Source organism: Methylobacterium nodulans ORS 2060 (assembly GCF_000022085.1).
GTDB lineage: Bacteria > Pseudomonadota > Alphaproteobacteria > Rhizobiales > Beijerinckiaceae > Methylobacterium > Methylobacterium nodulans.
The window spans coordinates 1,402,204-1,425,687 of sequence record NC_011894.1 but is presented as its reverse complement, the minus strand read 5'-3'; the positions used below and the strand labels follow the sequence as shown (position 1 = coordinate 1,425,687).

15 protein-coding genes and 1 pseudogene are annotated in these 23,484 nt (G+C 70.8%); 6 read left to right on the top strand and 10 right to left on the bottom strand.

Annotated elements, in window-relative coordinates:
• Positions 1 to 103 precede the first annotated feature (103 nt).
• The 3 genes and pseudogenes from MNOD_RS06475 to MNOD_RS06465 all read left to right on the top strand — a co-directional run.
• Complete coding sequence (locus MNOD_RS06475) at positions 104 to 385, top strand: hypothetical protein (RefSeq protein WP_015928035.1); 282 nt, start codon at positions 104 to 106, stop codon at positions 383 to 385.
• Positions 386 to 633: 248 nt separating this feature from the next.
• The gene (locus tag MNOD_RS06470; protein WP_043748207.1) at positions 634 to 882 is read left to right on the top strand and encodes a hypothetical protein; all 249 of its coding nucleotides are present in this window, start codon (positions 634 to 636) and stop codon (positions 880 to 882) included.
• Positions 867 to 1,175: pseudogene (locus tag MNOD_RS06465) on the top strand (helicase-related protein); the annotation flags it as partial. The gene MNOD_RS06470 and the pseudogene MNOD_RS06465, both read left to right, overlap by 16 nt.
• An 18-nt stretch (positions 1,176 to 1,193) precedes the next feature.
• Here MNOD_RS06465 and MNOD_RS06460 read toward each other — a convergent pair.
• From MNOD_RS06460 to MNOD_RS06440, 5 genes are all read right to left on the bottom strand, one after another.
• Positions 1,194 to 4,328 carry an efflux RND transporter permease subunit gene (locus MNOD_RS06460; RefSeq protein ID WP_015928034.1) on the bottom strand — a complete coding sequence of 1,045 codons (3,135 nt, stop codon included), beginning with the start codon at positions 4,326 to 4,328 and terminating at the stop codon, positions 1,194 to 1,196.
• Between the two features lie 152 nt (positions 4,329 to 4,480).
• A complete protein-coding gene (locus MNOD_RS06455; RefSeq protein ID WP_015928033.1) occupies positions 4,481 to 5,362 on the bottom strand; it encodes an efflux RND transporter periplasmic adaptor subunit in 882 nt (293 codons plus the stop codon).
• A gap of 105 nt (positions 5,363 to 5,467) precedes the next feature.
• The gene (locus tag MNOD_RS06450; protein ID WP_015928032.1) at positions 5,468 to 6,136 is read right to left on the bottom strand and encodes an OmpA family protein; all 669 of its coding nucleotides are present in this window, start codon (positions 6,134 to 6,136) and stop codon (positions 5,468 to 5,470) included.
• A gap of 142 nt (positions 6,137 to 6,278) precedes the next feature.
• Positions 6,279 to 7,847, bottom strand: coding sequence for a caspase family protein (locus tag MNOD_RS06445; protein ID WP_015928031.1), 1,569 nt, complete (start codon positions 7,845 to 7,847; stop codon positions 6,279 to 6,281).
• Between the two features lie 405 nt (positions 7,848 to 8,252).
• On the bottom strand, positions 8,253 to 8,789 hold the full coding sequence (locus MNOD_RS06440) for an OmpA family protein (RefSeq protein WP_015928030.1): 537 nt from the start codon (positions 8,787 to 8,789) through the stop codon (positions 8,253 to 8,255).
• A 382-nt stretch (positions 8,790 to 9,171) separates the two neighbouring features.
• On the opposite strand from MNOD_RS06440, the gene MNOD_RS06435 reads away from it, so the two are divergent.
• Both MNOD_RS06435 and MNOD_RS06430 read left to right on the top strand, forming a co-directional pair.
• The gene (locus MNOD_RS06435; RefSeq protein WP_043748193.1) at positions 9,172 to 9,969 is read left to right on the top strand and encodes a PP2C family protein-serine/threonine phosphatase; all 798 of its coding nucleotides are present in this window, start codon (positions 9,172 to 9,174) and stop codon (positions 9,967 to 9,969) included.
• Positions 9,966 to 11,795 (top strand): serine/threonine-protein kinase, encoded by a 1,830-nt coding sequence (locus MNOD_RS06430; protein WP_015928028.1) that lies wholly within the window; start codon positions 9,966 to 9,968, stop codon positions 11,793 to 11,795. Before MNOD_RS06435 ends, MNOD_RS06430 begins: the two co-directional genes overlap by 4 nt.
• A 6-nt stretch (positions 11,796 to 11,801) precedes the next feature.
• Here the strand turns inward: MNOD_RS06430 and MNOD_RS06425 are convergent, their stop codons facing one another.
• The 5 genes from MNOD_RS06425 to MNOD_RS06405 form a co-directional block, all read right to left on the bottom strand.
• Entirely contained in the window at positions 11,802 to 12,071 is a 270-nt protein-coding gene (locus MNOD_RS06425; protein WP_015928027.1) for a hypothetical protein, read from the bottom strand.
• Between the two features lie 339 nt (positions 12,072 to 12,410).
• Positions 12,411 to 15,779 carry an autotransporter outer membrane beta-barrel domain-containing protein gene (locus MNOD_RS06420; protein WP_015928026.1) on the bottom strand — a complete coding sequence of 1,123 codons (3,369 nt, stop codon included), beginning with the start codon at positions 15,777 to 15,779 and terminating at the stop codon, positions 12,411 to 12,413.
• Between the two features lie 559 nt (positions 15,780 to 16,338).
• Positions 16,339 to 17,388, bottom strand: coding sequence for an HD-GYP domain-containing protein (locus tag MNOD_RS06415; protein WP_015928025.1), 1,050 nt, complete (start codon positions 17,386 to 17,388; stop codon positions 16,339 to 16,341).
• A 507-nt stretch (positions 17,389 to 17,895) separates the two neighbouring features.
• Positions 17,896 to 18,789, bottom strand: a complete 894-nt coding sequence (locus MNOD_RS06410) for an efflux RND transporter periplasmic adaptor subunit (RefSeq protein ID WP_015928024.1) — start codon at positions 18,787 to 18,789, stop codon at positions 17,896 to 17,898.
• A gap of 203 nt (positions 18,790 to 18,992) precedes the next feature.
• Positions 18,993 to 20,792, bottom strand: coding sequence for an AsmA family protein (locus tag MNOD_RS06405; protein ID WP_015928023.1), 1,800 nt, complete (start codon positions 20,790 to 20,792; stop codon positions 18,993 to 18,995).
• 352 nt (positions 20,793 to 21,144) lie between these two features.
• Between MNOD_RS06405 and MNOD_RS06400 the strand changes: the two genes are divergently transcribed.
• Positions 21,145 to 23,331 (top strand): caspase family protein, encoded by a 2,187-nt coding sequence (locus MNOD_RS06400; protein WP_015928022.1) that lies wholly within the window; start codon positions 21,145 to 21,147, stop codon positions 23,329 to 23,331.
• Positions 23,332 to 23,484 lie beyond the last annotated feature (153 nt).

Here is a 23,484-nt window from a genome sequence, read left to right as displayed (position 1 = left end):
AAGAACAAGCCGAAGAAGCGCCGGAGGAAAAAATCGGCCCCTCTCGAACCTTGCCGCTCCCTCGACGTTGGACGGACCCGACGTGACTTGAAAGGACGGTCCCATGCAGACGAAGCGGATGGCGCTTGCGGGCGCGATGATCGTTGCCATCGGCGGCGCGGCGCTGGCGCAGGGCACCACGGCTCCCGGCAGCGCCGAGCGCAACCTGAACAATCCGGGCAGCGTCAAGAGCAACGCCGAGAAGGGCATGCCCGAGCGCGACGCCACCGGTGTCGCGCCCGGAACGGGCCCGGCCGCGACCGGCACCGTGACGGGGACCGGCACCATGCCGGGTGGCGACTCGCGCGTGGCGCCGAAGCCGAGCGAGCCGACCCCCGGCCGCTGATCGGGCGGGTTCGAGAAGGACCGTGCGGCCGGGGCATCGCCCCGGCCGTTGTCATGACGGCGCGCGGGATCCAGGCCTGGACGCTGAGGCAGACGATTCCCAAGCCGGGTGACGCAGCCGCGCCTCCCGGCTTGGATTAATTTGATTCCGCATCATTCCGATCGCCGAACCGTGGGACACTTCGGCGAAGGATGCTTAGGGTTCGTCGCTCTGTCGCAACTCGCGTTGCTGCGTGACCGGACGGATTCGTGCACTACACCGAAGCCGACATCCTCGCCGCCTGTGGCCAGAATGCCCTCCGGAACGGACGGGACTACCTCCAGAGAGGCCGCGTCCTCTCCGTCGAGATCGACGGCTCCGTCATCGAGGGCGAGGTCAAGGGCAGCCAGCGCGCCCCCTACCTGCAGGTGATCTCGCTGAAGCGCCGCGCCGGCCGTCTGGAGACCGGGCCGAGGTGGTGCGCCGTTTCGAGGCGGGCGAGGCCGGCGTGTTCCTGATCAGCCTGAAGGCGGGTGGCACCGGGCTCAACCTCGTCGCGGCCGATACGGTGATCCTCTACGACCCGTGGTGGAACCCCGCCGTCGAGGACCAGGCGATCGACCGCACCCACCACATCGGCCAGGACAAGCCGGTCTTCGTCCACAAGCTCGTCGCAGTCCGCACCATCGAGGAGAAGATGGAGGTGTTGAAGGAGAAGAAGAGCGCCCTCGCCGGCTCGCTCTTCGACCACGACGGCGCGCCCACGACCGCGATGACCGCGGAGGATTTGGATCTGCTGCTCGGGGAGTGACCGGCAACGGGACGTCGGTCACTCCCCCGGCGCGGCAGGGGTCGCCATGTGGCCGTGTGGCGAGGGCTGCGCCGCACCGGCCGGCGCTTCCCTTGTGCGGTGGCCGCGGTCGCGCAGGCGCGCCGCCACCGCCTGGGGGACGTTCGAGATCACGCAGACGAGGCAGAACACCGCCGGCACGAAGATCAGCGACAGCACGGTCGAGAAGAGCAGGCCGCCGATCACCGCGATCGCCATCGGCGCCCGGAACTCGCCGCCGGCCCCGATCGCGAGCGCGCTCGGCACCATGCCGGCCACCATGGCGATCGTCGTCATGATGATCGGACGGGCGCGCTTGCGGCCCGCATCGATGATCGCCTCATTGCGGGACAGGCCGTGGCGCATCGACTCGATGGCGAATTCCACCAGCATGATGGCGTTCTTCGTCACGATGCCCATCAGCATCAGGATGCCGATCCAGACCGGGGTCGTGAGCTGCTTGCCGGTGACGAGGAGGGCCATCACGGCCCCGCCCAGCGACAGGGGCAGCGAGAACAGGATGGTGATCGGGTGCAGGAACGACCCGAACAGCATCACGAGCACGGCGTAGACCATGAGCAGGCCCGCCCGCATCACCTCGGCGAAGCCGTCCGAGAGCTCCGCCAGGTTCTCCGCATCGCCCGACTGGTTGACCCGCACGCCCTTCGGCAGATTCTTCATCACCGGAAGCTGGTTGATCGCCTGCAGCACGTCGCCGAGCGCCGCATCGCCGACGAGGTCCGCCGCGACCGTCGCCTGCCGCTCGCGGTCGTAGCGGGCGATGTTGGCGGGGCCGTCCTGGAAGCCGAGATCGGCCACCGCCGAGAGCGGGACGCCGCCCTTGGCCGCCGGGGTCGGGATGCGCAGCTGCTCGACGATCTGCCAGTTGAGGCGGGCGCTGTCGTCGAGCTGCACGCGGACCGGCACGAGCCGGTCGCCCGCATCGAACTTGGCGAGCGCGGGGCCCACATCGCCGATCGTGGCGACCCGGATCGTCTCCGACAGGGTGTCGGCCGTGATGCCGAGCCGCGCCGCGAGGTCCATGCGCGGGCGGATGCGCAGCTCCGGCCGGTTGAGGGTCGCCCCCGAGATCACGTTGGCCACCGTCGGCAGGCGGCGCATCTGGTTGGCAAGCTCGTTGGCGACGCTCGCCACCGTGTTGCTGTCCTGGCCGTTGACCACGAGCGAGATCGCCCGCAGGCCGTTCTCGTCCACGAACCAGTAGCGGATGTCCGGGATCTGCTGCAGCCGCGCCTCGACCTGCTGCTCCAGCTGGCGCTGGGTGATCGAGCGGCTGGTCTTGGGGGTGTAGTTCAGGATCAGGGAGGCGCGCCGCACCTCGATGGTGCCGCCCGCGCGGCCGCCATCCACGAAGATGCTCTTCACCTCCGGGATCTGGCGCAGGTTCTTGACGATGACGTCGGTGACCCGCTGGGTGTCGGAGGCCTGGGAGCCCGGAGGCAGCTCGATCGAGAGCAGCGAGCGGGCGGTGTCCTGGGCCGGCAGGAAGCCCTGCGACAGGAGCTTCATGCTGGCGATCGAGGCCGCGAAGATGCCGATGCCGAGCACCACCGTGAGCAGGTAGTGGCGCACCGAGAGCGACACCAGCCAGAGATAGGCGCGCTCGATGCGGCCCGGCGGCTTCTCCGCATGGACATGCGGCTTCATGATGTAGGCCGCGAGCATCGGCGTGACGAAGCGGGCGGCGAGCAGCGAGAACAGCACCTGCACCGCGATGGTGATGCCGAACTGCTTGAAGAACTGGCCGGCGATGCCGCCCATGAAGCTCGCCGGCGCGAAGATCGCCACGATGGTGAGGCTGATCGCGATGACGGCGAGCCCGATCTCCTCGGCCGCGTCGATCGCCGCCTGGAAGGGCGACTTCCCCATCCGGATGTGGCGGACGATGTTCTCGATCTCGACGATCGAGTCGTCGACCAGGATGCCGGTCGAGAGCGTGACGGCGAGGAAGCTCACGAGGTTGAGCGAGAACCCGAGCAGGTCCATCGCCCAGAAGGCCGGGAAGATCGACAGCGGCAGCGACACCGCCACGATCACGGTGGTGCGCAGATCCCGCAGGAACAGGAACACCACGATGACCGCGAGCGCCGCGCCCTCGAACAGGGTCTTGATCGCCGCCTCGTAGTTGCCGAGCGTGTAGTCCACCGAGGTGTCGATCAGCGACAGCTTCACGTCCGGGTATTCGGCGTGGATCTGATCGATCTTGGCCTGGACGGCCTTGGCCACGACCACGTCGCTCGCGCCCTTGGCGCGCTTGATGCCGATGGCGACGACGGGCTTGGCGTCGAGGCTCGCGAAGGTGCGCCGGTCGGCGACCGTGTCGGTGACGACGCCGAGATCCTGCAGCCGGATCTGCCCGCCGGAGGCGAGCGGGATCATCGTGCCCTTCAGCTCGTCGAGGGTGCGCGCGCCTGCGAGCGCCCGGATGGCGAAGTCGCGCCCGCCGAGCTGGGTGCGCCCGCCCGCCACGTCGACGTTGATGCCGCGCAGGCGGCGGCTGACATCCACGGCGGTGAGCCCGAAGGCCTGGAGCCGGTCGGGATCGAGGGAGACCAGGATCTCGCGCTCCGAGCCGCCGATCGTCTCGACCTGGGCGACGCCGCGGATGCTCTGGAGCCGGCGCTTGACGATGGTGTCGACGAAGTAGGAGAGCTGCTCGGGGGTCTTGTCGGGCGCGATCGCCGCGTAGGTGACGATGGGAAGCCCCACCACGTCGACGCGCTGGATCAGCGGCGCCTCGGCGGAGCGCGGCAGGTCCGCCTGGATGCGGGTGATCGCGTCCTTGACGTCGTTGAGCGCCCGGTCGGTGTTGGTTTCGAGCCGGAACTGGACCGTCGTCACCGAGACGCCGTCGGTGACGAGGGACGAGATGTGCCGCACGCCCTCGACACCCGAGACGCCGTCCTCGACGGTCTTGGTGACCTGCGCCTCCAGCTCCGCCGGCGCCGCCCCGAACTGCGCCACGGCGACCGAGATGATCGGGATGTCCGCCGAGGGCAGGCGGGTGATCGGCAGCTTGCCGAAGCTGAGCCAGCCGAGAACGAGCAGGATGAGGGAGATCAGGATCGACGGCAGCGGCCGGCGGATCGCCCACGAGGAGACATTCAGGGACAAAAGCGCGCTCGCGTCGGTTCGGGTTGCATCGGGGCCTGTCACCCTCTGGAGCATTTTCCGACGAAGTGGATCCCGGTTCGTCGCAGAAAATGCGGCAAAATCAAAGAGCGAGAGCAGGATCCGTTCCCGTTGGAACGGATCCTGCTCTCGCCTCAGAAGGCCGTGCCGGCCTTGGCCACCACGGTCTCGCCCTCGCTAAGGCCGCTGCGGATCTCGACATCGTCCTCGGAGGAGGAGCCGACGACGACGCGCCGGATCTCGATCCTGCCCCCGCGCACCACCTGGACGCTGGTGGTGTCGCTGCGGCGCAGGATGGCGGAGCGGGGCACGGCGACGCCGCAGCTGCGCGCCGTGTCGATGAGCGCGCGCGCGAACAGGCCGGGGCGCAGGTCGGGATGGGCGCTGACCGACAGGAAGGCGCGGCCGAACTGCGTCGCCGGATCGACGTCGGTGGCCGGCACCCGCACCTCCCCCCTCAGCTCGAGCTCGCTGCCGACGAGGATGCGGCTCTCGGCCCCGGCCCGGATCTTCGAGACGTAGAGGCTTGGCACCTGCACCATCAGGTCGAGCTCGCGGTCGAGGCTGATCTGGAACAGCGGCTCCATCTGGGCGCTGGTGAGCCCGCCGACCCGGGCGGTGCTGCGCACGACGGTGCCGGCGGCGGAGGCCTTCAGCGTGAGGGTGGCGGGCAGGCGGGTCGGCGGCGCCATCGCCTGGGCCACGGGATCGTCGGCTCCGATGCGGTTGAGCCGCACCAGCTCCTGGCCGGCGGCGACGCTGTCCCCCTCGTGCACGAGGACGTCCGAGACCCGGTAGCCGTCGAGGTTCAGGCTGACATAGGACTGCCGGCGGGGCATCACGTAGCCCGTCACCCGCACGTTGTCGGAGAAGCAGGCCGGGCGCGCCCGGATGGTGTCGGTCGGGGCGTCCTCGGCCGCCAGGACGGGCGCGACGACGGGCGCGGCGAGGCAGAGGGCGACGAGAAGGGCGCCGGTCCGGCGCCGATGGAGGGCCGTTTCGCGGTCAGGACGCATACATCAGGGCTCGCCGAACGGTCCGCGGAGGGACGGGCGCGAGACCCCCGGCCCGGGCGGGCCGGGGGTCTCGCGCATGAGGAGCGGAGCGAGGCCGGACCGCGCTCAGTAGCGCGAGGCCGACTTCACGCCGGACATGTTGACGGCAGTGACGCGGCGGTTGACCGCCGAGAGCGGGTTGGCCGTGTCCTTGAGCTGCGACTTGCCGTAGCCGACGCTGACGAGGTTCGAGGCGGGCACACCGTAATTCTGGACGATGTACTGCTTGACCGCCTCGGCCCGGCGCTCGGAGAGCGTCTGGTTGATCTGGTCCTTGCCCTTGCCGTCGGTATGGCCGACGATCAGGAAGGTGTTGCCCTTCAGTTCGGGCCGGGCCAGGGCGGCGCCGAGGCTCTTGACCACCGGCAGCGCCTTCGGGCCGATCTTCGAGGAATTGTAGTCGAAGGGGATCTCGAGGTCGATGCTCGGCTTGTCGGCCGAGGCGGCGGCGAGCTTGCTGCGCTCGCTCGGGGTCAGCGAGGTGCGGTTGCGCAGGGAATCGAGGAAGCCGCGGTCGTCGCCGGCGACGCTGCCGGCCTCGCCCCGCACCGTCGTGGAGAGGCTGCGGGTCAGGCCGGTGGCCGGGGCCGCCGGGGCGGGGGTCAGCGCCTTGACGATGTCGGCCTCGCTCGGGGCCTGCGCATAGGCGCCCGCTCCCGAGCCCAGGACCAGCAGGCCGGCCAGCAGGGCCGCCCGCCTCATGCGATGCGAGAAAGTGTCGACACATCCAGTCATCGTTGTGCTCCTCAGACGATCTCGGTCCATCGCCAGACGTTCATCATTCATTTTTCGGCGGCGGCCAAGTCCGAAACCTGCTTTCGGCTCTGGCCTCCCCCTTTATAGTCGCGTCGAGCCGGTCCCGCGGAATGCGGTCGTCTCAACGGATCCCGTATTGAGCGAACTCCTTCTCGAGGCCCGGATCCATCCGGAGCGCATCGTTGATGTCGCTCTTGCCTTCCTCCGTCTCACCCGTCCGCACCCGCGCCATCCCGCGTCCATACAGAGACGACGCCTGCTTTCCATTGCCCTTCAGGGCAGCATCGTAATCGCGGATGGCGAGACCGGGAAGCCCGATCTTGAGGTTGACCAGTCCACGACTGTCGAGCGCGTCGGGGAAATTGGGTCTCAGCTTCAGAGCCTCGTTGCAATCACGCAGGGCCCGGTCGAGCTCGTCGATCATCGCACGCACCCAGCAGCGGTTGTTGAGCGCCTCGACATCCTGCGGGTTGAGACGGATGACCTCGTCGAAATCCGCGAGCGCCAGCGTGTACTCGCGGTGGATCGCGTAGAGCTGCCCGCGCCGGTAGAGGGCGGCCCCATCGGCCGGGTTGCGCTCCAGCGCCTTGTTCAGCTCGGCCTTCAGCCGCTCCTCCTCGCGATTGTAGGGGAGCGGCGGCTGCGGGACCTTCGGCGCCGGGGCGGGCTTGGCGTGCTCGTCCAGCCGGGCGATCTCCGCCCGGGCGCGCTCGGCCCAGGCGCCGTCCGGGAACCTGCCCAGGAAGCGCTCGAACGCCTCCTTCGTCCCGGCGCGCCGGGCCGTGCTGAACTCGCCGGCCGGATCGGGCGACGGCTCCGGCCGGCCGGCCGGGGTCGGTCCCGGGCCCGGCCCCGGGATCTCGATGATCCGCGCCTCCTTCTCGGGGGTCTTCTTCGCCGGCCCGGGATCGACCCAAGCCGTGGGGCTGTCCTTCGGGGCCGGGCTGTCCTTCAGGGTCGAGAACAGCCACGGGAGCTGCGCGCCCTGCGTCGCCGTCGAGACGGCCGAGCGGGCCCTGTCGAAGACGGTCCGGGTCAGCGCATCGGTGCTGCCGATCTGCCGCACCAGCTCCTCCGCGAAGGCGCTCTTCGCGGTCGAGACCTGCCGCAGCATCTGCCCGGGCTGGGTCGAGTAGAAGACCAGCGTGTTCGGCGGCGCCTCGGCGACCGGCGCGAGACCGTTCGCGAAGCTGCGGAAGCGCCGCTCGAACGGGTTGCGGTTGGCCGCATCGAGAATCACGACCTTGAGATCCGCCCCGCGCTTCTGGATTTCGCCGATGATCGTCTCGACGTTGAAGCCGTCGCGACGCAGATCCGGCTCGGTCCAGATCTGGGCATCGACCGGAATCAGGTAATTCTGCTTGTTCGATTGAATTCCATAGCCGCTGAAGTAGAACAGAACGGTCGATCCGGACTTGATCTTGTCGTAGAGGCGCGCAAGGGCAGCCTGCATGGCCAGCTTGGCCATGTTCTCGTTGACGTCGACGGTGTAGCCCTTCTGCTGCAGGGCCGTCGCGAGGGCCCGTGCATCGGGCACCGGCGTGGTCAGCGCCGTATCACTGTCCGGATATTGCGCGTTGCCGATCACCAGAGCGATTCGGTCGCCCGCTTTGCTTTGGGCGAAGACAGGTTGAATCGCCAGGCACGCGCTGAACGCGAGCACGATGCCGACAATCCACAACGCACGCATGCCGTCCTCGAAGAATTGCGCAGCAGTCACGACGCAGCGGCGGAAGCTTATGGCGTCCGGTGCGCGCTGACAAGTTTAACGACCGTGTCCGGCCGCTGCCCGCGCCCGAAAGCGCCCCCCGATCCACAGCTCGACTACTGTCAGAAACAGAGAAAGCTCAGTCTTTGCCGACTCACCTCACCCAAGGTCAATAAACCGCCCGAGATGTCCCGCTCTCCGTGCGAGCGGTTGCGCCAGTTTCCGGGTACAACCGAGCCGCCCGAAGCTTCGGAACGGTTCAGGCTCTACATGGCAGCTCTGCGGGAGGCGGTGCGACGGCACACCGGGCCCGACGCAGGAACGCCGACGGGCGCCCCGATCCCCGTCGGGGCGCCCGTCGCGATGCGGCCGAGCGCGGGGGCGCGCCTACTGGATGGCGAGACGGGTCTCGACGCGGCGGTTGGCCGGATCGAGCGGATCGTCGGTGAGCGGGCGGGACTTGCCGAAGCCGCGGGCGGTGAGCTGGCCCTGCGGGACGCCGCGGCCGGACAGGTATTTCACCACCGCATCCGCCCGCCGGGTGGACAGGCCGAGGTTGAACTCCTCGCCGCCACGCGCGTCGGTGTGGCCCTCGACCACGAAGCTCGCCGACCTGAGGCGAGCATCCTGCAGCGCCTTGGCGAACTCGTCGAGGTTCTGCTTGGCGGCCGGCGTCAGCGCGTCGGAATTGTACTCGAAGTTCACCACCAGATCGAAGGCGCCGGCCGCCTTCGACCGGCTGTCGACGTTGGTGTTGCATTCGCTGTGGGTGCCGACACAGAGACCCCGGGTCTTGCCCAGCGGGTCGGCCGGAGCGAATTTCCTGACGATGTCCTCGGCCGTATAAGCCGGCCCGGCGATCGCTGCCGTCCCGACGCAGACCGCCGCCAGCGCGAGAACAGAAACCGTGATCTTGCCGCGCATCGTCGCTTTCCCCCTGCAACACTGGAGTTATGGCGCAGCTTGAGCATAGGGTCAACGCCTGCGGCTCGCGACGACATGGAACGACTGGTGAGCGTCTGAACATCGACTGTCGCCACAAGACGAGAGGAAACGCCACGCTCCCGCTCTCTTGCCCTCGATCCCTTGCCCTCGACAGGATCAGCCGCGATCGAACGGGAGGCTGCGCGGGCGACCGCGCCCGGATTGCCCTGGACAGCCCGGTCGGAGCCCTTGCCGAACGGATTCGCCTCGGTCAGGGTGACGGGGGCCCGACGGTCGCGGCGGGGCCTGCCGGGGGCGTAATCCCCGGCTGCCATCCCGATCCGGCCGGGTCCGCAATGCGCCGCGCATGATCGGTCGGACCATGAAGACAGACGCCATCGAGCCGACCCCGCGGCGCCCCCGGGCGGCGCTCGATCTCGGCTCCGCCTGCCATGTCGGGCGCGTGCGCGAACTCAACGAGGACCGGTTCCTGCTGGCGCCCGAGAGCGGCATCTTCGCGGTGGCGGACGGGATGGGAGGGCACGCCGCCGGCGAGGTGGCGAGCGCCGCGGTGGTCGAATCCCTGGCGGGCGTCGCGCCGGCGGCCTCGGCGGGCGACCTGCTCGCCGAGCTCAAGGCCCGGCTCACCGCCGCCAATGCCGACATCCGGGCGGTCGGCCGGGCGCGCGGCGCCGTGGTCGGCACCACGGTGGCGATCCTCCTGATCTACGAGCCCCACTTCGCCTGCCTGTGGTCGGGCGACAGCCGGATCTACCGAGTGCGGGCGGGCGCGCTCGTGCAGATCTCCCGCGACCACACCGAGATCCAGTCCCTGATGGAGCGCGGCATCATCACCCCGGAGGAGGCCCAGACCTGGCCCCGGCGCAACGTGATCACCCGGGCCATCGGGGTGCAGGCGCGGCCGGAACTCGACCTCGACCACGGCCTCCTGGAGCCGGGCGACCTGTTCATCCTGTGCTCGGACGGGCTCACGAGCCATGTCGAGGACGGCGAGATCCTGGCCGCCGCGGCGGGACCGGGCGCGGCGGCCGACGCCCAGGCGCTCTGCGACGCGCTGCTCGCCCTCACCCTGGACCGAGGGGCGGCCGACAACGTCACGGTCGTGGCGGTGCGCTATCTCGGCCCCGCGCCCAGGCCCCCGGAAGGGTCGCACCCATGAGCGAGGAGACGGTTTTCCTCCCGCCCCCGTCCCGGTGCTTCATCGCGCCCGGCACCCGCCTCAACGACATCTACGTGATTCGCAGCCTGATCGCGGCCGGCGGCATGGGCGAGGTCTACCGGGGCGAGGCGCTGGCGACCGGCGACGCGGTGGCGATCAAGGTCATCAAGCCGGAGCTGGCCCGCAACGCCTCGGCGCTCGCCCTCTTCCGGCGCGAGGCCTCGGCCCTGCACAACCTCTACCACGAGGCGATCGTCCGCTACTTCGTGTTCTCGATCGATCCGAAGCTCGAACTCCCCTATCTCGCCATGGAGTTCGTGGACGGCGTCTCGCTCTCCGACCGGCTGAAGGAGGGCCCCCTCGACGGGCCGACCCTGCGGCTGCTGCTGCGCCGCCTCGCCGCCGGGCTGCAGGCCGCGCACGAGCTCGGGATCATCCACCGGGACGTCTCGCCCGACAACGTCATCCTGCCGGGGGGCAACGTCGCGCGGGCCAAGCTCATCGATTTCGGCATCGCGCGGGCGCCGAACGCCGACGGCACCGTCATCGGCGCGGGCTTCGCGGGCAAGTACGCCTATGTCTCGCCCGAGCAGCTCGGCCTCTACGGGGGCGAGGTCACGCCGCAATCCGACATCTACAGCCTGGGCCTGCTGATGGCCCATGCGGCCCGCGGCAGCCCGCTCGACATGGGCAGCAACCATGTCGACGTGGTGGAGAAGCGCCGGCGCGTCCCCGACCTCGCGGGCGTGGAGGAGCCGATCCGGACGGTGCTGCAGGCGATGCTGCAGCCGAACCCGAAGGACCGGCCCGCTGACATGGCGGCGGTGGCGGCGCTCGCCGCTGTGGAGCCAGCCGTGCGCCGGTTCCCCGCCGCGGTGCTTGCGGCTGCGGGCGGGGGCGTCGCCGCCACCGTGGCGCTCGCGGCCCTCGCCTATCTGGCCCTTCCGGCCCGCCACGGCGAGGCTCCGCTGCCGACGCCGACGCCGCAGGTGGTCGGCCCGGCCGAGCCGGTGGTGACGCCGAGCGCCCCCCTGCCGCGGCCCGAGCCGCCCCGCAGCGAGACCCAGAAGCCCGCCGCGCCGGGAGCCAATCCGAAACCGCCCCCGATCATCGCCCTGCCCGATCCGGGCGAGGATCCCGATCTGTCCCCGGCCCGCCCGCGGGAGCCGCGGCGCGAGCCGCCCTCCCCTGCTCCGGCGAGCATGCCGACGGCCGAGGAGGTCGAGAGCTTCATCCGCAAATACGACGGTGGCGACTGCTTCTTCATCACGCCGGTCTCGACCCAGCCGCCCGACGTGATGGTCGATGCCTTCGGGCGCACGACGCAGCCCTTCCTCGATTTCGACAAGGCGTTCCAGAACACGCTGGGCGTCGAGCCGCAGATCAGCCTGCGTCAGGTGAGCGAGGCGCAATGTCCGGTCGTCGCCTTCCTGGCGCGCCATTATCCGCAACGCGACGCGCGCGCGGCGAGCATCACGATCACCGCGGACCTGCTGCATAGCGGGCAGGATCTGGTGGGCACGGTGGAGACGCGCGGCGACCGCAGCATCGACCTGCTCCTCGTCTCGGACGACGGGCGCGTGACCAATCTCGGCCGCTACGCCAAGCGCACGGGCGAGGCGGTGCGGTTCTCGATGCGGGTGGACGGCAGCGGCTCGCCGCGGCCGCAGCTCGTGCTGGTGGTGACGAGCCAGAAGCCGCTGACGAGCCTGCGCTCCGGGATCAACGCCCGGGCCGAGCAGCTCTTCCGGCAGATCGGCGACGAACTCGACCGCGACCCCCGTCCGGCGGGGATCGCGGTGGCGTATTTCAAGCTCGGGGCCTGACCCGGATCAGGGCATCCGGGTCATCAGGCGGATGCCCTCGATGTCGAAGCGGGTGAAGGGACGCGCCTCGGCCGGGACCCAGCGGCGCCACGCGTAAGGGGCATAGACCTCGTCCGCGAAGGCGAGCTGCGTCCGGCGCGTCTCGCGCAGCAGGCTCACCCGGGCGCATCCCTCGGGCGAGAGGCCGCGGCAGGGAGAGGCCTGCGCCGGTGCGGCTGCAGCGAGCGGAGCCGCCAAGGCGAGGGCGGACAGGATCGTGGCAACACGCACGGTCATCAAGGATCTCCGTTCGAGGCTGGGTACGGCGAGGACGACCAAGTATCCCGCTAATAGATGGACGCTCGAACCCGCCGATGCAAGGTCCGGTCTTCGCGCTCGTAGGCGAACGGCCAGGCTAGGACTGTGCGCCTGCACACCTGAGCAGGGGCTGAACAGCGGCTCGTCTGATCGGGTTCGGCGGACCCCGTCGGGACTTCGGATGCGGCGGCGCCGGCGCCTCGCCCAGGCCGAACCCGCTTCGCGAGGCGCGGCCCAAGAAAGCAAGAAAGCAAGAAAGCAAGAAAAAAGGCCCGGCACAGGGCCGGGCCTTGGTCGTGCAGCGCGTCGCGCCGGGCGTCAGAAGGTCGAGAACTGGTAGCGGATGCCGGCGCGGCCGCCGCCGGCCACCAGATCCCCGCCCACCCGGTAGTCGCCCCGGATGAAGCCCGACAGGCCGGTCTTCAGGTTGAAGAAGTTGATCGACGCCTGGACCTCGCCGCGCACCTTGCCCTCCTCGCGCAGGCCGGTCACGCTCGTGATCCCCCCGGTGAAGGCTCCCAGCGTGCCGGACTCGGTCAGCACGCTGTAGACGTAGCCCGTGATGCTCGGCTCGATGCGGATGTCGTCCTGCACGAACTCGGTGCCGACCCTGGCGCCGATCCGGCCGCGCAGCGCGTCGCCGTCGCGCAGCGGCACGAGGTTCGCCCCCAGCGCCGGCGTCCGGTCGAACACCGTCGAGACGTATTCGAGGCCCGCCGTCGGCTCGACATAGATGTTGTGCTCGAGCGGGATGCGGTAGCCGACATTCGTGGAGACGTAATAGTTCTGCAGGCCGGTGCGCTGGCGCAGGCCGGGCGCGGTGATGTCGAGGCCGAGCAGGTCGACCTTGAACTGCGCATCCCAGAACCAGGGCCCGTTGAGATAGGTGCCGTAGACGCCGACCGTGCCGCCCTCGTAGTCCTGCCGGCCCGCATTGCGGTTGAGGTCGACGCCGGCCAGCGTGTAGCCGCCCATCACGCCCAGGATCAGGCCGTCATCGGGCTTGGTGAGCCCGCTGATGACCACGTCCGAGCCGGCGAGGAACCCGCCCGAGGTCTGGCTGTAGCCGAGATCGCGGACGAAGTTCTGCCCGGCGAAGGAGAAGCTGCTGAAGCCCGAGCGGCTCTCGAAGTCGCCATAGGCGCGCGCCCAGACGGCGGGCCGGGTCGTGGTCTGGGGCGCCGGCTCGGCGAGCTTGGGAGCGATCGGGTCCTTGGTGACGAGCGCCGAGTATTGGGAGAGACCGTTGTACTGGAGGGCCTGCGGCATAGAGGGCTGGCCGCTGTCGACTTGCCGCTTCTCGTCACGCAGCTGAGTGACGCGGTCGAGCACGGCAGTGCCGCCCTGGAAGGCGATGGTCCGGGCGGCGATGACGGCGGTCGGGGCCGAGAGGCCGATTGCGGTCGGCACGGCGCCGATGCCGATCGAGGTGCCGCCGGCCGTGTTCGCGGAGGACACCAGCACCGCCTCGAGGGTGCCGAAGTTCTGCGCGCCCGCCAGCGTGAAGGCATTGGCGGCCGCCGTCCCGGTCACGGTGACGAAGGGCGCCCCGGTGGTGAAGGGGACGGCCTGGGTCAGGTTGGTGACGACGACGCCCGTCGAGCCGGAGGCGTTCCCGTTGATGACGAGCCGGTCGCTGGCGCTGGTCTGGGTGGCGAACTCCACCGCAAGCAGGCCGTTGCGGCCGGTGTAGTTGCCGTTGATGGTGAGCGTGTCGCCGGCGTGCCCGTTCACGAGGCTGATCGTGCCGGCATTGATCACGCTCGCCGGCTGGGTCTGGCTGCCGATGCTGCTGTCGCCGGTGGCGATCAGCAGGCCGCCGCTCTGGTTGGTGAAGCTCGACAGGCCGGTCAGGCTGGTCGAGGCCAGGGAGATGCCGCCCGCGTTGCTGAGCGTGCCGCCGCCGAAGCTGCTGGGGCCGGTGATGTTGACGCGGCCGGTCTCGGTATTGGTGAAGCTCGACCCATTGGACAGGGCGATGGAGCCGGTGAGCGTGCCGGCATTCGTCACCTGCGAGGCGACGGCGCTGCTCGCGGTCGTGATGGCCGCGCCCGTGGCGGTGATCGTGCCGAGATTGGTGATGTTGAGGGAACCGAGGGAAGCCGCGGCGGGCAATCCCGGCGCGCTGGTCAGGACCGCAGCGTCGATGCCGGTCTCGGCCGTGATCGTGCCGGAGGGACCGTTGAGGATGCTGATCGCCGCGCCGCCCCGGGCGAAGATGCCGTAGCTGCCCGAGCCCGGCACGCTCGCGGCGATGCTGGCGGGCAGGCCGGTGGCCGGCGCGGCCGAGGGCGTGCCGGTCTGGGTGAGCGCGCCCGTATTGGTCAGGGTGAGCGGACCGCTCACGTTGCCGCCCAGGATGCCGAACCGGCCGAACCCGATCGTGCCGCTGTTGTCGATGGCGACGGTGCCGCTGAAGGCGCCGCCGACGAGGCCCGCGTAGGACGCGGTGATCGTGCCGGTGTTGGACAGGCTGGTCAGCGTCCGGGAGGCGCCCGAGATGCCGATCGGCGCCGTGATCGTCCCGGCATTGCCCAGCGTGACGGCGCCCGTGTTGGTGTCGCCCAGGATGCCGACCGTGGCGGCGGTGATCGTGCCCGCGCTCTTGACGATGCCGGCTCCCGAGCCGGCGTGGCTGTCGATCTCGATGCCGGCGCCGCCGGGCGCGTTGATGGTCGCGCTCGCGTTGACGTTGACCGTCACGCTGCCGGCGGGATTGCCGCCCTCGGAGAGCGTGGTCGGCATCACCAGGACGGCGCTGCCCGAACCGCCCGTGATGGTGGTGTTATCGAGAACGTTCAGAGTGAAATTGTTGAGCGGCGTGTAGAAGATGCCGCCCGTGTAGGACCGGTTCGGGCCGCAATTGGCCGTCGTCGTGGTCGAGGCGTTGTCGCCCGCCTGGCAGACATTGGCGAAGAGCACGACGCCGTTGCGGACCGGGAACAGGAACTGCCCGGGCACGCCATTGTTCGAACTCGTCGCGAGGGCGTTCGGCCCGCCGTCCAGGAAGGCGCCGTTCACCAGCGAGCCGGGGATCTCGTAGTAGGTGCCGCTGGCGCCCGTCCCGGCCGAGTAGCCCGCCGCGGCCGAGGTGCCGCCGAGCCCGTTCGTGCCGCCGCTGGCGTCGCCGGTCTCGAACTGGATGCGCGCGTAGTTGAAGTAGATGTCGAAGTTGCCGCTGCCCGTATCCGGCCGGCTCGCCATGATGAGCTGGAAGGTGTTCGTCTTGTCGGCATGGGAGTCGAAGTAGCCCACCCCCGGCCAGGTCACGCCGAAGGCGGCCCGCCCCGCATAGGTGCCGGTGCCGTAGGAGGTGACGCCGCTCGCCGGGTTGCGCGTATCGACGTCCGAGAAGAAGGGGGCGATGATCGGGGCGCCGCGATAGCCCGCCCCCAGCCCCGTCGGCGTGAACTGGCTGAGCGGGCTTCCGAACGTGACGTTCCCGTTGTTGTTGACGTACAGTTCGGAATAGGTCGCGCCGAAGAAGTTGGCCGCGAAGGGCAGCGACACCGCACCGGTCGAGCCGTCGTCGTTGCGGGCGAGCTGGTTGGCGTCGAAGCCCGGCACCACCGCCTGCGCCAGGGCCGACGTCGCCAGGACCGGCAGCCCCGCGAAGGACACGCCCAGCAGCAGCAGGCGCCTCATCCGGTCGAGGCCGTGCGCACGGCCCGATTCGCACCCAAGCATCACCATCCCGCTCCCCCACCCAAACTCCGGGAGTCTCGCGACGGGCCGCGCTAAGGCCCCACCCGCTCGACTGCGCAACCCCTCGCGCGTCCCTGCCACCCGCTGCGCCGCCTGCCCGCCCGGGGCCGTGCCGCGCGTCTCTCTCGCCCCCGGAAGCGACCGCTCCGGGACACCCGACTGTCTCGCGCGACCGGTCCGCTGCGGACCAAGTCCCGACGAGACCAAATCACCAGGTCCCTTGGCGGGTACGATAACTGCTACGCTGCAGCGCCGTCCATTGTCGCGCCGCAGGACCTGCAACGCAGAACAAGTCCGTTGCTGCAAAGCCACAGGCTTCGTCCCGGCAAAGAATCCGTCACAAGACGAATCGCAGATCAGCGTAAACCGAGTCTTGACAGGCCGCCTCGCACCATTGGCCGAGATCTCGGCGCGAGTAATCGATGCGCTCGCGACACGACGATCCGCCGAGCCGTTGCTGTCCGACAGCTCGCCCGGCGAGCGCGCGCCCGGCGCGCCGGGCTTGGCCGGCGGCGGCGCGCACGACGGACCCTGCGGAAGGTCAGGCGGCGATGGCGCGGCCGAATGCCTGGACCAGCCCGGCCTCGAGCTTCCCGTCCATCCCCTTCAGGACGGTCATGGCATCGGCCATCCGCATCGGCGTCCTGTAGGCCCGGCGCTCGGTGAGGGCCGCGTAGATGTCGCAGATGGTCAGGAGGCGGACCGCGTCGCTGACGGCCTCGCCCGACAGGCCGTCGGGATAGCCCGAGCCGTCGAGCATCTCATGGTGGTGGCGCACCGCGTCGAGGGTGAAGGCGTCGCACTCGCCCCCGGCCTTCAGGATCTCGTAGCCGAGGGCCGCATGGGTGCGCATCACCGCGGTCTCGTCGGGATCGAGCCGGCCCGGCTTGTTGAGGATCGGCAGCGGGATTCGGGCCTTGCCGACATCGTGGACCAGGGCGGCGCGGACGAAACGCTGCTGGTCGTCGCGCCGGAAGCGCAGGTGCAGGGCGAACTGCGCCGCGAGCCCGGCCACCAGCAGGCAGTGCCGGTAGGTGGCGTCGTCATGCGACCAGACCGTGTCGAGCCAGCGCGCGAGGCCCCCCTCCTGCACGGCGGTCAGGATCGGGGCTAGGCCCACCTCCACGGTCTCCATGCGGATCCGGCTGCCGGAGCGCGCCTCGGCGAGCAGGGAGGTGAGCGCCTCGCCGGCCCGGGCGACGCCGTGCACCACCGCCCTCTCGCCCGCCGGCGCGGAATTCTCGATCTGGATCGTGAGGGCGGCCGCCACCGTCTCCGGGGGCAGGTAGGCCGGCAGGCACACGGTGGCGCCGAGCGTCTTGGCGTGGCGCAGAGCCTCGATGGTCGCCCGCCGCAGGAGCCCGATGACCGGCAGCGCCTGACCCTTGTAGCGCCGCCCCAGCCCGCGCAGGCAGCGGGCGGCCTCGGGATGCGTCAGGGCGAGGTCCGAGACCACGCCGAGCAGGAAGCCGCCGCTCGCCCAGCTCTCGTCGGGGCCCACCACCTCGCACAGGCCGACCGTCCGCAGGGCCGCGGCGAGCGCCGCGCTGCGGTCCGGCCGGTCGGTGACGAGCACGATGGTCCCCTCCATCGGAGGTGCTCCTGACGGAATGGCGATGGCCTGTCCGTCGGATAGACGGCGAGTCCCGAAGGAATCGCTTACGCGACCCGCGAAGATTCGCCCGAGTCGTGAGTGGCGGCCCGCCGCCGGGAGGCCGGCCTCGGCCAGTGGAGCGAACCGGAACTCCTCCGGCTGACGCTGCGGCGGCCCGCCCCTCTTGAGGCGAGGCCTTGCGGGAAGCTGAGGCCGGCGCGTCCTTCCGCGGCGAGGCCCGCCGGAGGAAGCGCCCGGACGGCATCGGAACTGGGTCGGATCTCGGTTCGAGGCCGTCCCTCTTGCGGATCGGCATCCGTTCCGCCGACGGCCGCCCTGCGTCCCGCGCGGTCATACCGACGGTCATTGGAAATGACCGTTGGTTCGGCTCTCGAATTTTCGCCAAGCCTCTCCACAAAGCCTTTGGCTTGGCATCGAAAATTCGAGATGGGCAATGGCCCGATGCGCCAGCACCTGCTGCGTCAGCAGCCTGGGCCGTTGGGATCAGTCGGAGGCGCGGGCGTCGCCGGCGAGGATCGGGCGCACGAGGTCGCCCTCGCGCACGAAGGGTGCGGCGCGCACCACCACGAGGTCGTTCACCGACAGGCCGGTGCGGATCTCGACCTCGTCCTCCGAGAAGAGCCCGATCGTGACCGGCCGCGCCTCGATGTGGTTGTTGGTGGCGACGTAGACCGTAGTGCCGTCGGTCCCGCTCACCAGGGAGGAGAACGGCACCGCGATGCCGCAGCTCTCGCCGACGGACACCGTTCCGCGGGCGTACATGCCGAGCCGGGCCTCTCCGACCGTGCTCAGGAGGATGCGCACCTGCCCGAGCTGGCTTGCCGCATCCGTCATCGGCGAGACCATCCGCACCCGGCCCGGCAGGGGCCCGAGGCCGAGGGGCTTGACCGTCACGGTCTGGCCGGGCGCGATCTTGCCGAGCGCCGCGATCGGGGCGTCGGCGGCGAGTTCGACCTCGCCCTGGGCGATGATGAGGAAGAGCGGGTCGGAGCGGGTCGGGGCCGGCCCGCCGACGGTGGCGGTGCTGCGGCCGACCACGCCCGCGACGGGCGAGCGGATCGCGATCGGGGTGGGGTTGGGCGAGCCGTCGTCGGGGACGAGCTGCGCCAGGATCTGGTTCTGGCGCACCTCGTCGAGGGGCCTGGCGAGAACCTGCTGCACCCGCAGACCTTCCCGCTCGGGGCGGATCTGCACCTCCTGGCGGGGGGCGAGCACGCCGGTGACGTCGACCCGGTCGTCGAAGCAGCGCCGCTTGGCGGGGGCGACGCTCACCGCGAGCCCCGCGCTCGGAGCGGCCTCGGCCGCACCGGGCACCGCGAGGACGGCGATGAGGGCGGCCGCGGCGGCCGGGAGGGAGCGGACGGGATAGCGCGACACGGACAGGCTCCGGGGGATCGAGCCGCATCCGCTCCAGCCTGAACGGACGGTGCTCTCGGTACACGACTGGTCCGCATCCTTGGCGACGAACCGGGATCCGCCGCGTCGGACGCTGCTGCCGAATGCCGGGGGCGGACGCCCCCGCCCCGGCGGGAGATCACGATAGATCATGCTCGGGCCGGGCGTCACGGCCGCGCAACCGGTCAGGGCCGGGGGCCGGGGCCGGGTCCAGAGCCGGGACGCGGCCCCGGCCGGCCCGGCGGCCCGCCGGGCAGGCGCCCGCGCGCGCCGCCCGGGAAGAGCGAATCGAGCATGCCGCCGAGCGGGTTGCCCTGGCCGCCCTCGAGGAGCCCGGAGCCGAGGGCACCGAGATTCGAGAGGTTCTGGCCGTTCAGGACCGCGCCGAGATCGACGCTGACCTGCGGGGCATCCCAGGACCCGTTGATGAGGACCGGCAGGCTCACGTCGAAGAGCTTGGGCAGCGCGCGGGCGGCGTTCCGCGTCAGGCGCGGCTCGATGCGGAAGGCGAGGGTGCGGCCGGAAAGATCGAGGGATCCGGTCCCCCTGGCGGTGACGAGCGGGCCGGCCAGCGCGAGATCCTGCGTCGTCGCCCGCCCGTCGGCGATGCGGAAGCGGGCCGCGATGCGGTCGAACACGGTGGCGTCCGAGGCGCGCAGGCGCGGATCGGGCGAGAGCTGCTGGGCGACCGCCTGGACCACGCCCGGGATGTCGATGCCGATGAGGCGCCCGTTCTCGATCTGGATCGCGGCGTCGCCCGACAGGGAGCGGGCGAGTTCGGCCTGCGTGGTGCCGGCGGCCTTCAGGTCGATGGTGGCGCCCGCGGTCCCGTCGAGGAGTCCGAAGCCCGACAGGGCGGAGAGAAGTGCGAGGCTGCGCGCCTGCGCGAGTTCGAGGTGGAGGGCGTGGCGCGGCGGCGCGCTCCCGCGCGCCTCGGCGGCGAAGTCGGAGGTCAGGCTGGCCCGCACCCGCCCGCCCGCGATGCCAGCCTGCGTCAGCGCCACCTCGACGGCGCCGGCGGTGAGCTTGGCATCCAGGGAGGCATCGGTGAGCGTGAGGCCGCCCGCGCGCAGCGCGCCGATGCGGGCCTTGGCGCGGCCGTCGAAGCTGCGCAGGAGGCCGAGGTCGAGATCCTCCGCGCCGGGCGGCGCGCCCGCCGGCAGGGTCAGCGCCTCGCTGGCGAGATCGATCCGCACGAAGGGCTTGGCGGCGAGATCGACCACCACCGCGCCGCTGAAGGGAGCGGCCCCCAGGGAGCCCGAGAGGCGCGAGAGGGTGAGGGCCGCGCCGTGGACGGCCGCATCGGCGCTGCCGGCCAGCGGCTCGGGACCGAGGCGGGGCAGCCGGCAGGTGAAGCGGAGCGGCACGCTCTCCCCTTTGCCGGCTTCGCCGGGGCTGGCTTCGCCGGGCGGGGCCGCGGCGACCTCGCAGGTGCCGCCGCCGGTGCGTCCCGTCGCCTGGACCTCGAACCCGCCGGGGCGGGCCACCGCCTCGGCGGCGATGCCCTCCAGGGAGGCCACCGTCGCCTCGCCGTTCACGAGCAGGAGCGCGCCCTCCCGCACCCGGATCCGTTCCGGACGCGGACCGGGCTGCGCCGGGCCTGAGCCTGAGCCCGGTGCCGGGCCGGCGCGCCACCACTCGGCCGGCCAGCGCAGGACCGGGCGCTCCACCTCCAGCTCGCGCAGCAGGCCGCGCCCCGCGATGAGGTCGAGCGGCGCCCCGGTCACCTTGAGGCTCGCGATGTCGAGGCTCGCCGTGCCCACGCCCGGATAGTCGGTGCGGGTGCCGACATCGCGCACCACCACCGCGACCGTCGGCCAGAGGCTCAAGGTGGCGCCGCCCCTCACGGTCCAGGGACGGCCAGTCTCGGCCTCGAGCCGCTCCTCCACGGTCCGCGCGATCCTGGCGGTGCCCGACGAGACCGCGACACCCGCCGCGACGCAAGCCCCGGCGGCAAGAAGAAGGAAGAGGTTGCGCAGCTTCATCCTGTCCTCGCAACCCGCGGCCTGCGCGGGAAAGCAGAGCGCAAAGTCCGCGCGAAATCAATCGGCCGGAACGTCCATCCGTGGACTGGAGCAGAGCGTCGGCCGGCCGGCTCCCGGGGCGGCCAGGCGGGTTTCCGCGGCGCCGAAACGGACCGGCCCCGCTCGTGTCCTCCGAAATCATTAGCAAGATGGAGCGATTTCTCGACTAATCGCGTGCTGGCGGCCCTTCCCGCCTCATCTCGCGCGGGGACCCGGGCCGGGGCGTCAAACCTGAACAGACCATGTCGAGACCGGTCCCGATGTGTGCCGTAGCACTTGCCCGGCCCGGCTCCCGGCGTGTAGATTCCGGGTCATGAAACGGTCTCTTTCAGGATTGCTGACCCTTCTGCTCACCCTGTGGGCGGGCATGGCCGTTTCGGCCCCGGCGGACAAGCGTGTCGCCCTCGTCATCGGCAATGCCGCCTATGACAGCTTCGGCAGGCTGACCAATCCCGGCAACGACGCCGAGGATCTCGCCTCCGTGCTGCGGAAGGTGGGCTTCGAGGTTCTCGACGGCCGCGACCTGTCCCGCCGCGAGATGGACCGCAAGCTCGCCCAGTTCTCCCGCCTCGCCACCGATGCGGACACGGCTCTCGTCTACTATGCGGGGCACGGGCTGCAGTATCAGAGCCAGAACTATCTGGTTCCGGTCGACGCGCAGCTGCGGGACGGGTTCGACGTGCCGTTCGAGACGATCTCGGTCGAGTTCGTCATCTCGGCGCTCGACAACGCCAAGGGCGCCCGGATCCTGATCCTCGACGCCTGCCGCGACCTGCCGCTCAAGGACGTCGGCAACAGCGCGGGCAGCCACGGCCTTGCCCGGGCGGTCGGCCGCAAGGGCCTGATCATGGCCTACGCCACGCAGGCCGACAACGTCGCCTTCGACGGCACCGGCCGCAACAGCTTCTTCGCCGGGGCGCTGCTCAAGGCGATGCAGGAGCCGGGCCTCGAGATCGGCCAAGTGTTCCAGCAGGTGGCCGCGACGGTGTCGGGCGCGACCAACGGGCGCCAGCTCCCGGAGGTCACCCGCTCCTATCCGGGCGAGGTGTTCCTGAACCGCGACGAGACCGACCTGCAGGCCTGGACCCGCCTGCGCCGCAGCAACCAGCTCGCGGATCTGCGCCGCTTCGTCGAGAAGTATCCGCACAGCATGCTGGTCGACGACGCCCTGACCCGCATCCAGCTGCTCGAGAGCCAGGCCAAGGCGCCAGCCCCGGCGGACCGGAACGAGCAGCAGGGCGGCACGCCGGGCGCCAGCTGGGCGCGGCTGGAGGACGAGAATCGCCAGCGCGAGCAGGCGCTGGCCGGCCCCGAGAAGGCCCGGCGCGAAGAGGAGAACCGCCTCGCCGAGCTCGCCCGCAAGGCACGGGAGGACGAGGCCAGGCGGCAGGAGCAGGCGCGGCTGGAGGCGGCGGCCCGGCTAGAGGCGGCCCGGCTAGAGGCAATCCGGCAAGAGGCGGCCCGCCGGGAGCAGGCCGTCCGTCAGGAACAGGCGGCCCGCCTCGCCGCCGAGGCCGCCAAGCGCGCCGAGGAGACTCAGCGCGCCGAGGAGGCCGCCAAGGCTCAGCAGACCGCCAAGCTCGACGCGCAGACGAGCGAGCCGGCCAAGGTCGGGCCGGCCAAGGCGCCCGAGGGCCAGACCGTCGTCGCCATGCTGCCGACGCCGGAGGCCGCCAAGCCGGCAGCGGCGCAGCCGACCTACGCGAGCCTGCCGCCGAAGGACGAGGCCGCGGAGGAGATCAAGACCGCGGCGCTCGCCGCCCCGCCGGTCAACCAGGACACGGTGGTGCGCGCCGTGCAGCAGCGCCTGACGGAGCTCGGCTGCTACAGCGACAAGCCCGGGGCGAACAAGCTCGACCCGTCCAAGCTCGAGCCGTCCTGGGGCAAGCAATCCTCGGACGCCCTCGAGAAGTTCTACCGCTTCTCGCAGGCGGGCGACCCGTCCAAGACCCGCGCGGTCAAGATCGTGTCGCACATGCCCGACCAGGCGACGCTGGATGCGCTGAACGGCTATAGCGGCCGCATCTGCCCGATCTCCTGCCCGACGGGCACCGAGCCGAAGGGCGATGTCTGCATCAAGATCACCTGCCCGACCGGCATGGATCTCGACGGCGACGAGTGCCGTCCGCGCCACAAGCCGATCCAGGCCCATCTCCCGGCCGAGACGATCAAGAAGGCCCCGGCTCGTGAGAAGGAGATCAAGGCGAAGACCGCCGTGCGGCCCGAGGTGCGGCCCGAGCCCGCGCCCGTCCACAAGGCCGTGAAGGCACCCGTCAGGGAGACGCCGCGGCCGGTGCGGGCGGCCTCCCGCCCGGTGGAGGTGGAGCGGCCGGTGAAGCCGAAGGTGAAGGTGGTGGAGCCGATCCGCGTCCGCGCGCCGGTGCCGGCCCTGGCTCGCTCGCCGCGCAGCTATGCGCCGGCCCCCGCGGCGGCCTCGGCGGCTCCGAGCTACACCCCGGCCGAGATCGGCGCGTCGCGGTTGATGAGCCGGATGCCCTGAGCGGGCTCGCGTTGGCGAGCCTGCTTAGTCACCCGTCCCCTCCCGTCCATCATACGGCTTCCGGTTGATCTGTTCGGAGGAGTGCGCGCGGGGAACCCCTCTCCCGTGCGGGAGAGGAGTTCCCCGCCCTCTTGTCTCCGAACGGATCAACCG

Coding starts and splice junctions, on each gene's coding strand:
- MNOD_RS06475 (WP_015928035.1), top strand. CDS start 104: ATGCAGACGAAGCGGATGGCGCTTGCGGGCGCGATGATCGTTGCCATC.
- MNOD_RS06455 (WP_015928033.1), bottom strand. CDS start 5,362: ATGCGTCCTGACCGCGAAACGGCCCTCCATCGGCGCCGGACCGGCGCC.
- MNOD_RS06450 (WP_015928032.1), bottom strand. CDS start 6,136: ATGACTGGATGTGTCGACACTTTCTCGCATCGCATGAGGCGGGCGGCC.
- MNOD_RS06445 (WP_015928031.1), bottom strand. CDS start 7,847: ATGCGTGCGTTGTGGATTGTCGGCATCGTGCTCGCGTTCAGCGCGTGC.
- MNOD_RS06440 (WP_015928030.1), bottom strand. CDS start 8,789: ATGCGCGGCAAGATCACGGTTTCTGTTCTCGCGCTGGCGGCGGTCTGC.
- MNOD_RS06435 (WP_043748193.1), top strand. CDS start 9,172: ATGAAGACAGACGCCATCGAGCCGACCCCGCGGCGCCCCCGGGCGGCG.
- MNOD_RS06430 (WP_015928028.1), top strand. CDS start 9,966: ATGAGCGAGGAGACGGTTTTCCTCCCGCCCCCGTCCCGGTGCTTCATC.
- MNOD_RS06425 (WP_015928027.1), bottom strand. CDS start 12,071: ATGACCGTGCGTGTTGCCACGATCCTGTCCGCCCTCGCCTTGGCGGCT.
- MNOD_RS06420 (WP_015928026.1), bottom strand. CDS start 15,779: ATGCTTGGGTGCGAATCGGGCCGTGCGCACGGCCTCGACCGGATGAGG.
- MNOD_RS06415 (WP_015928025.1), bottom strand. CDS start 17,388: ATGGAGGGGACCATCGTGCTCGTCACCGACCGGCCGGACCGCAGCGCG.
- MNOD_RS06405 (WP_015928023.1), bottom strand. CDS start 20,792: ATGAAGCTGCGCAACCTCTTCCTTCTTCTTGCCGCCGGGGCTTGCGTC.
- MNOD_RS06400 (WP_015928022.1), top strand. CDS start 21,145: ATGAAACGGTCTCTTTCAGGATTGCTGACCCTTCTGCTCACCCTGTGG.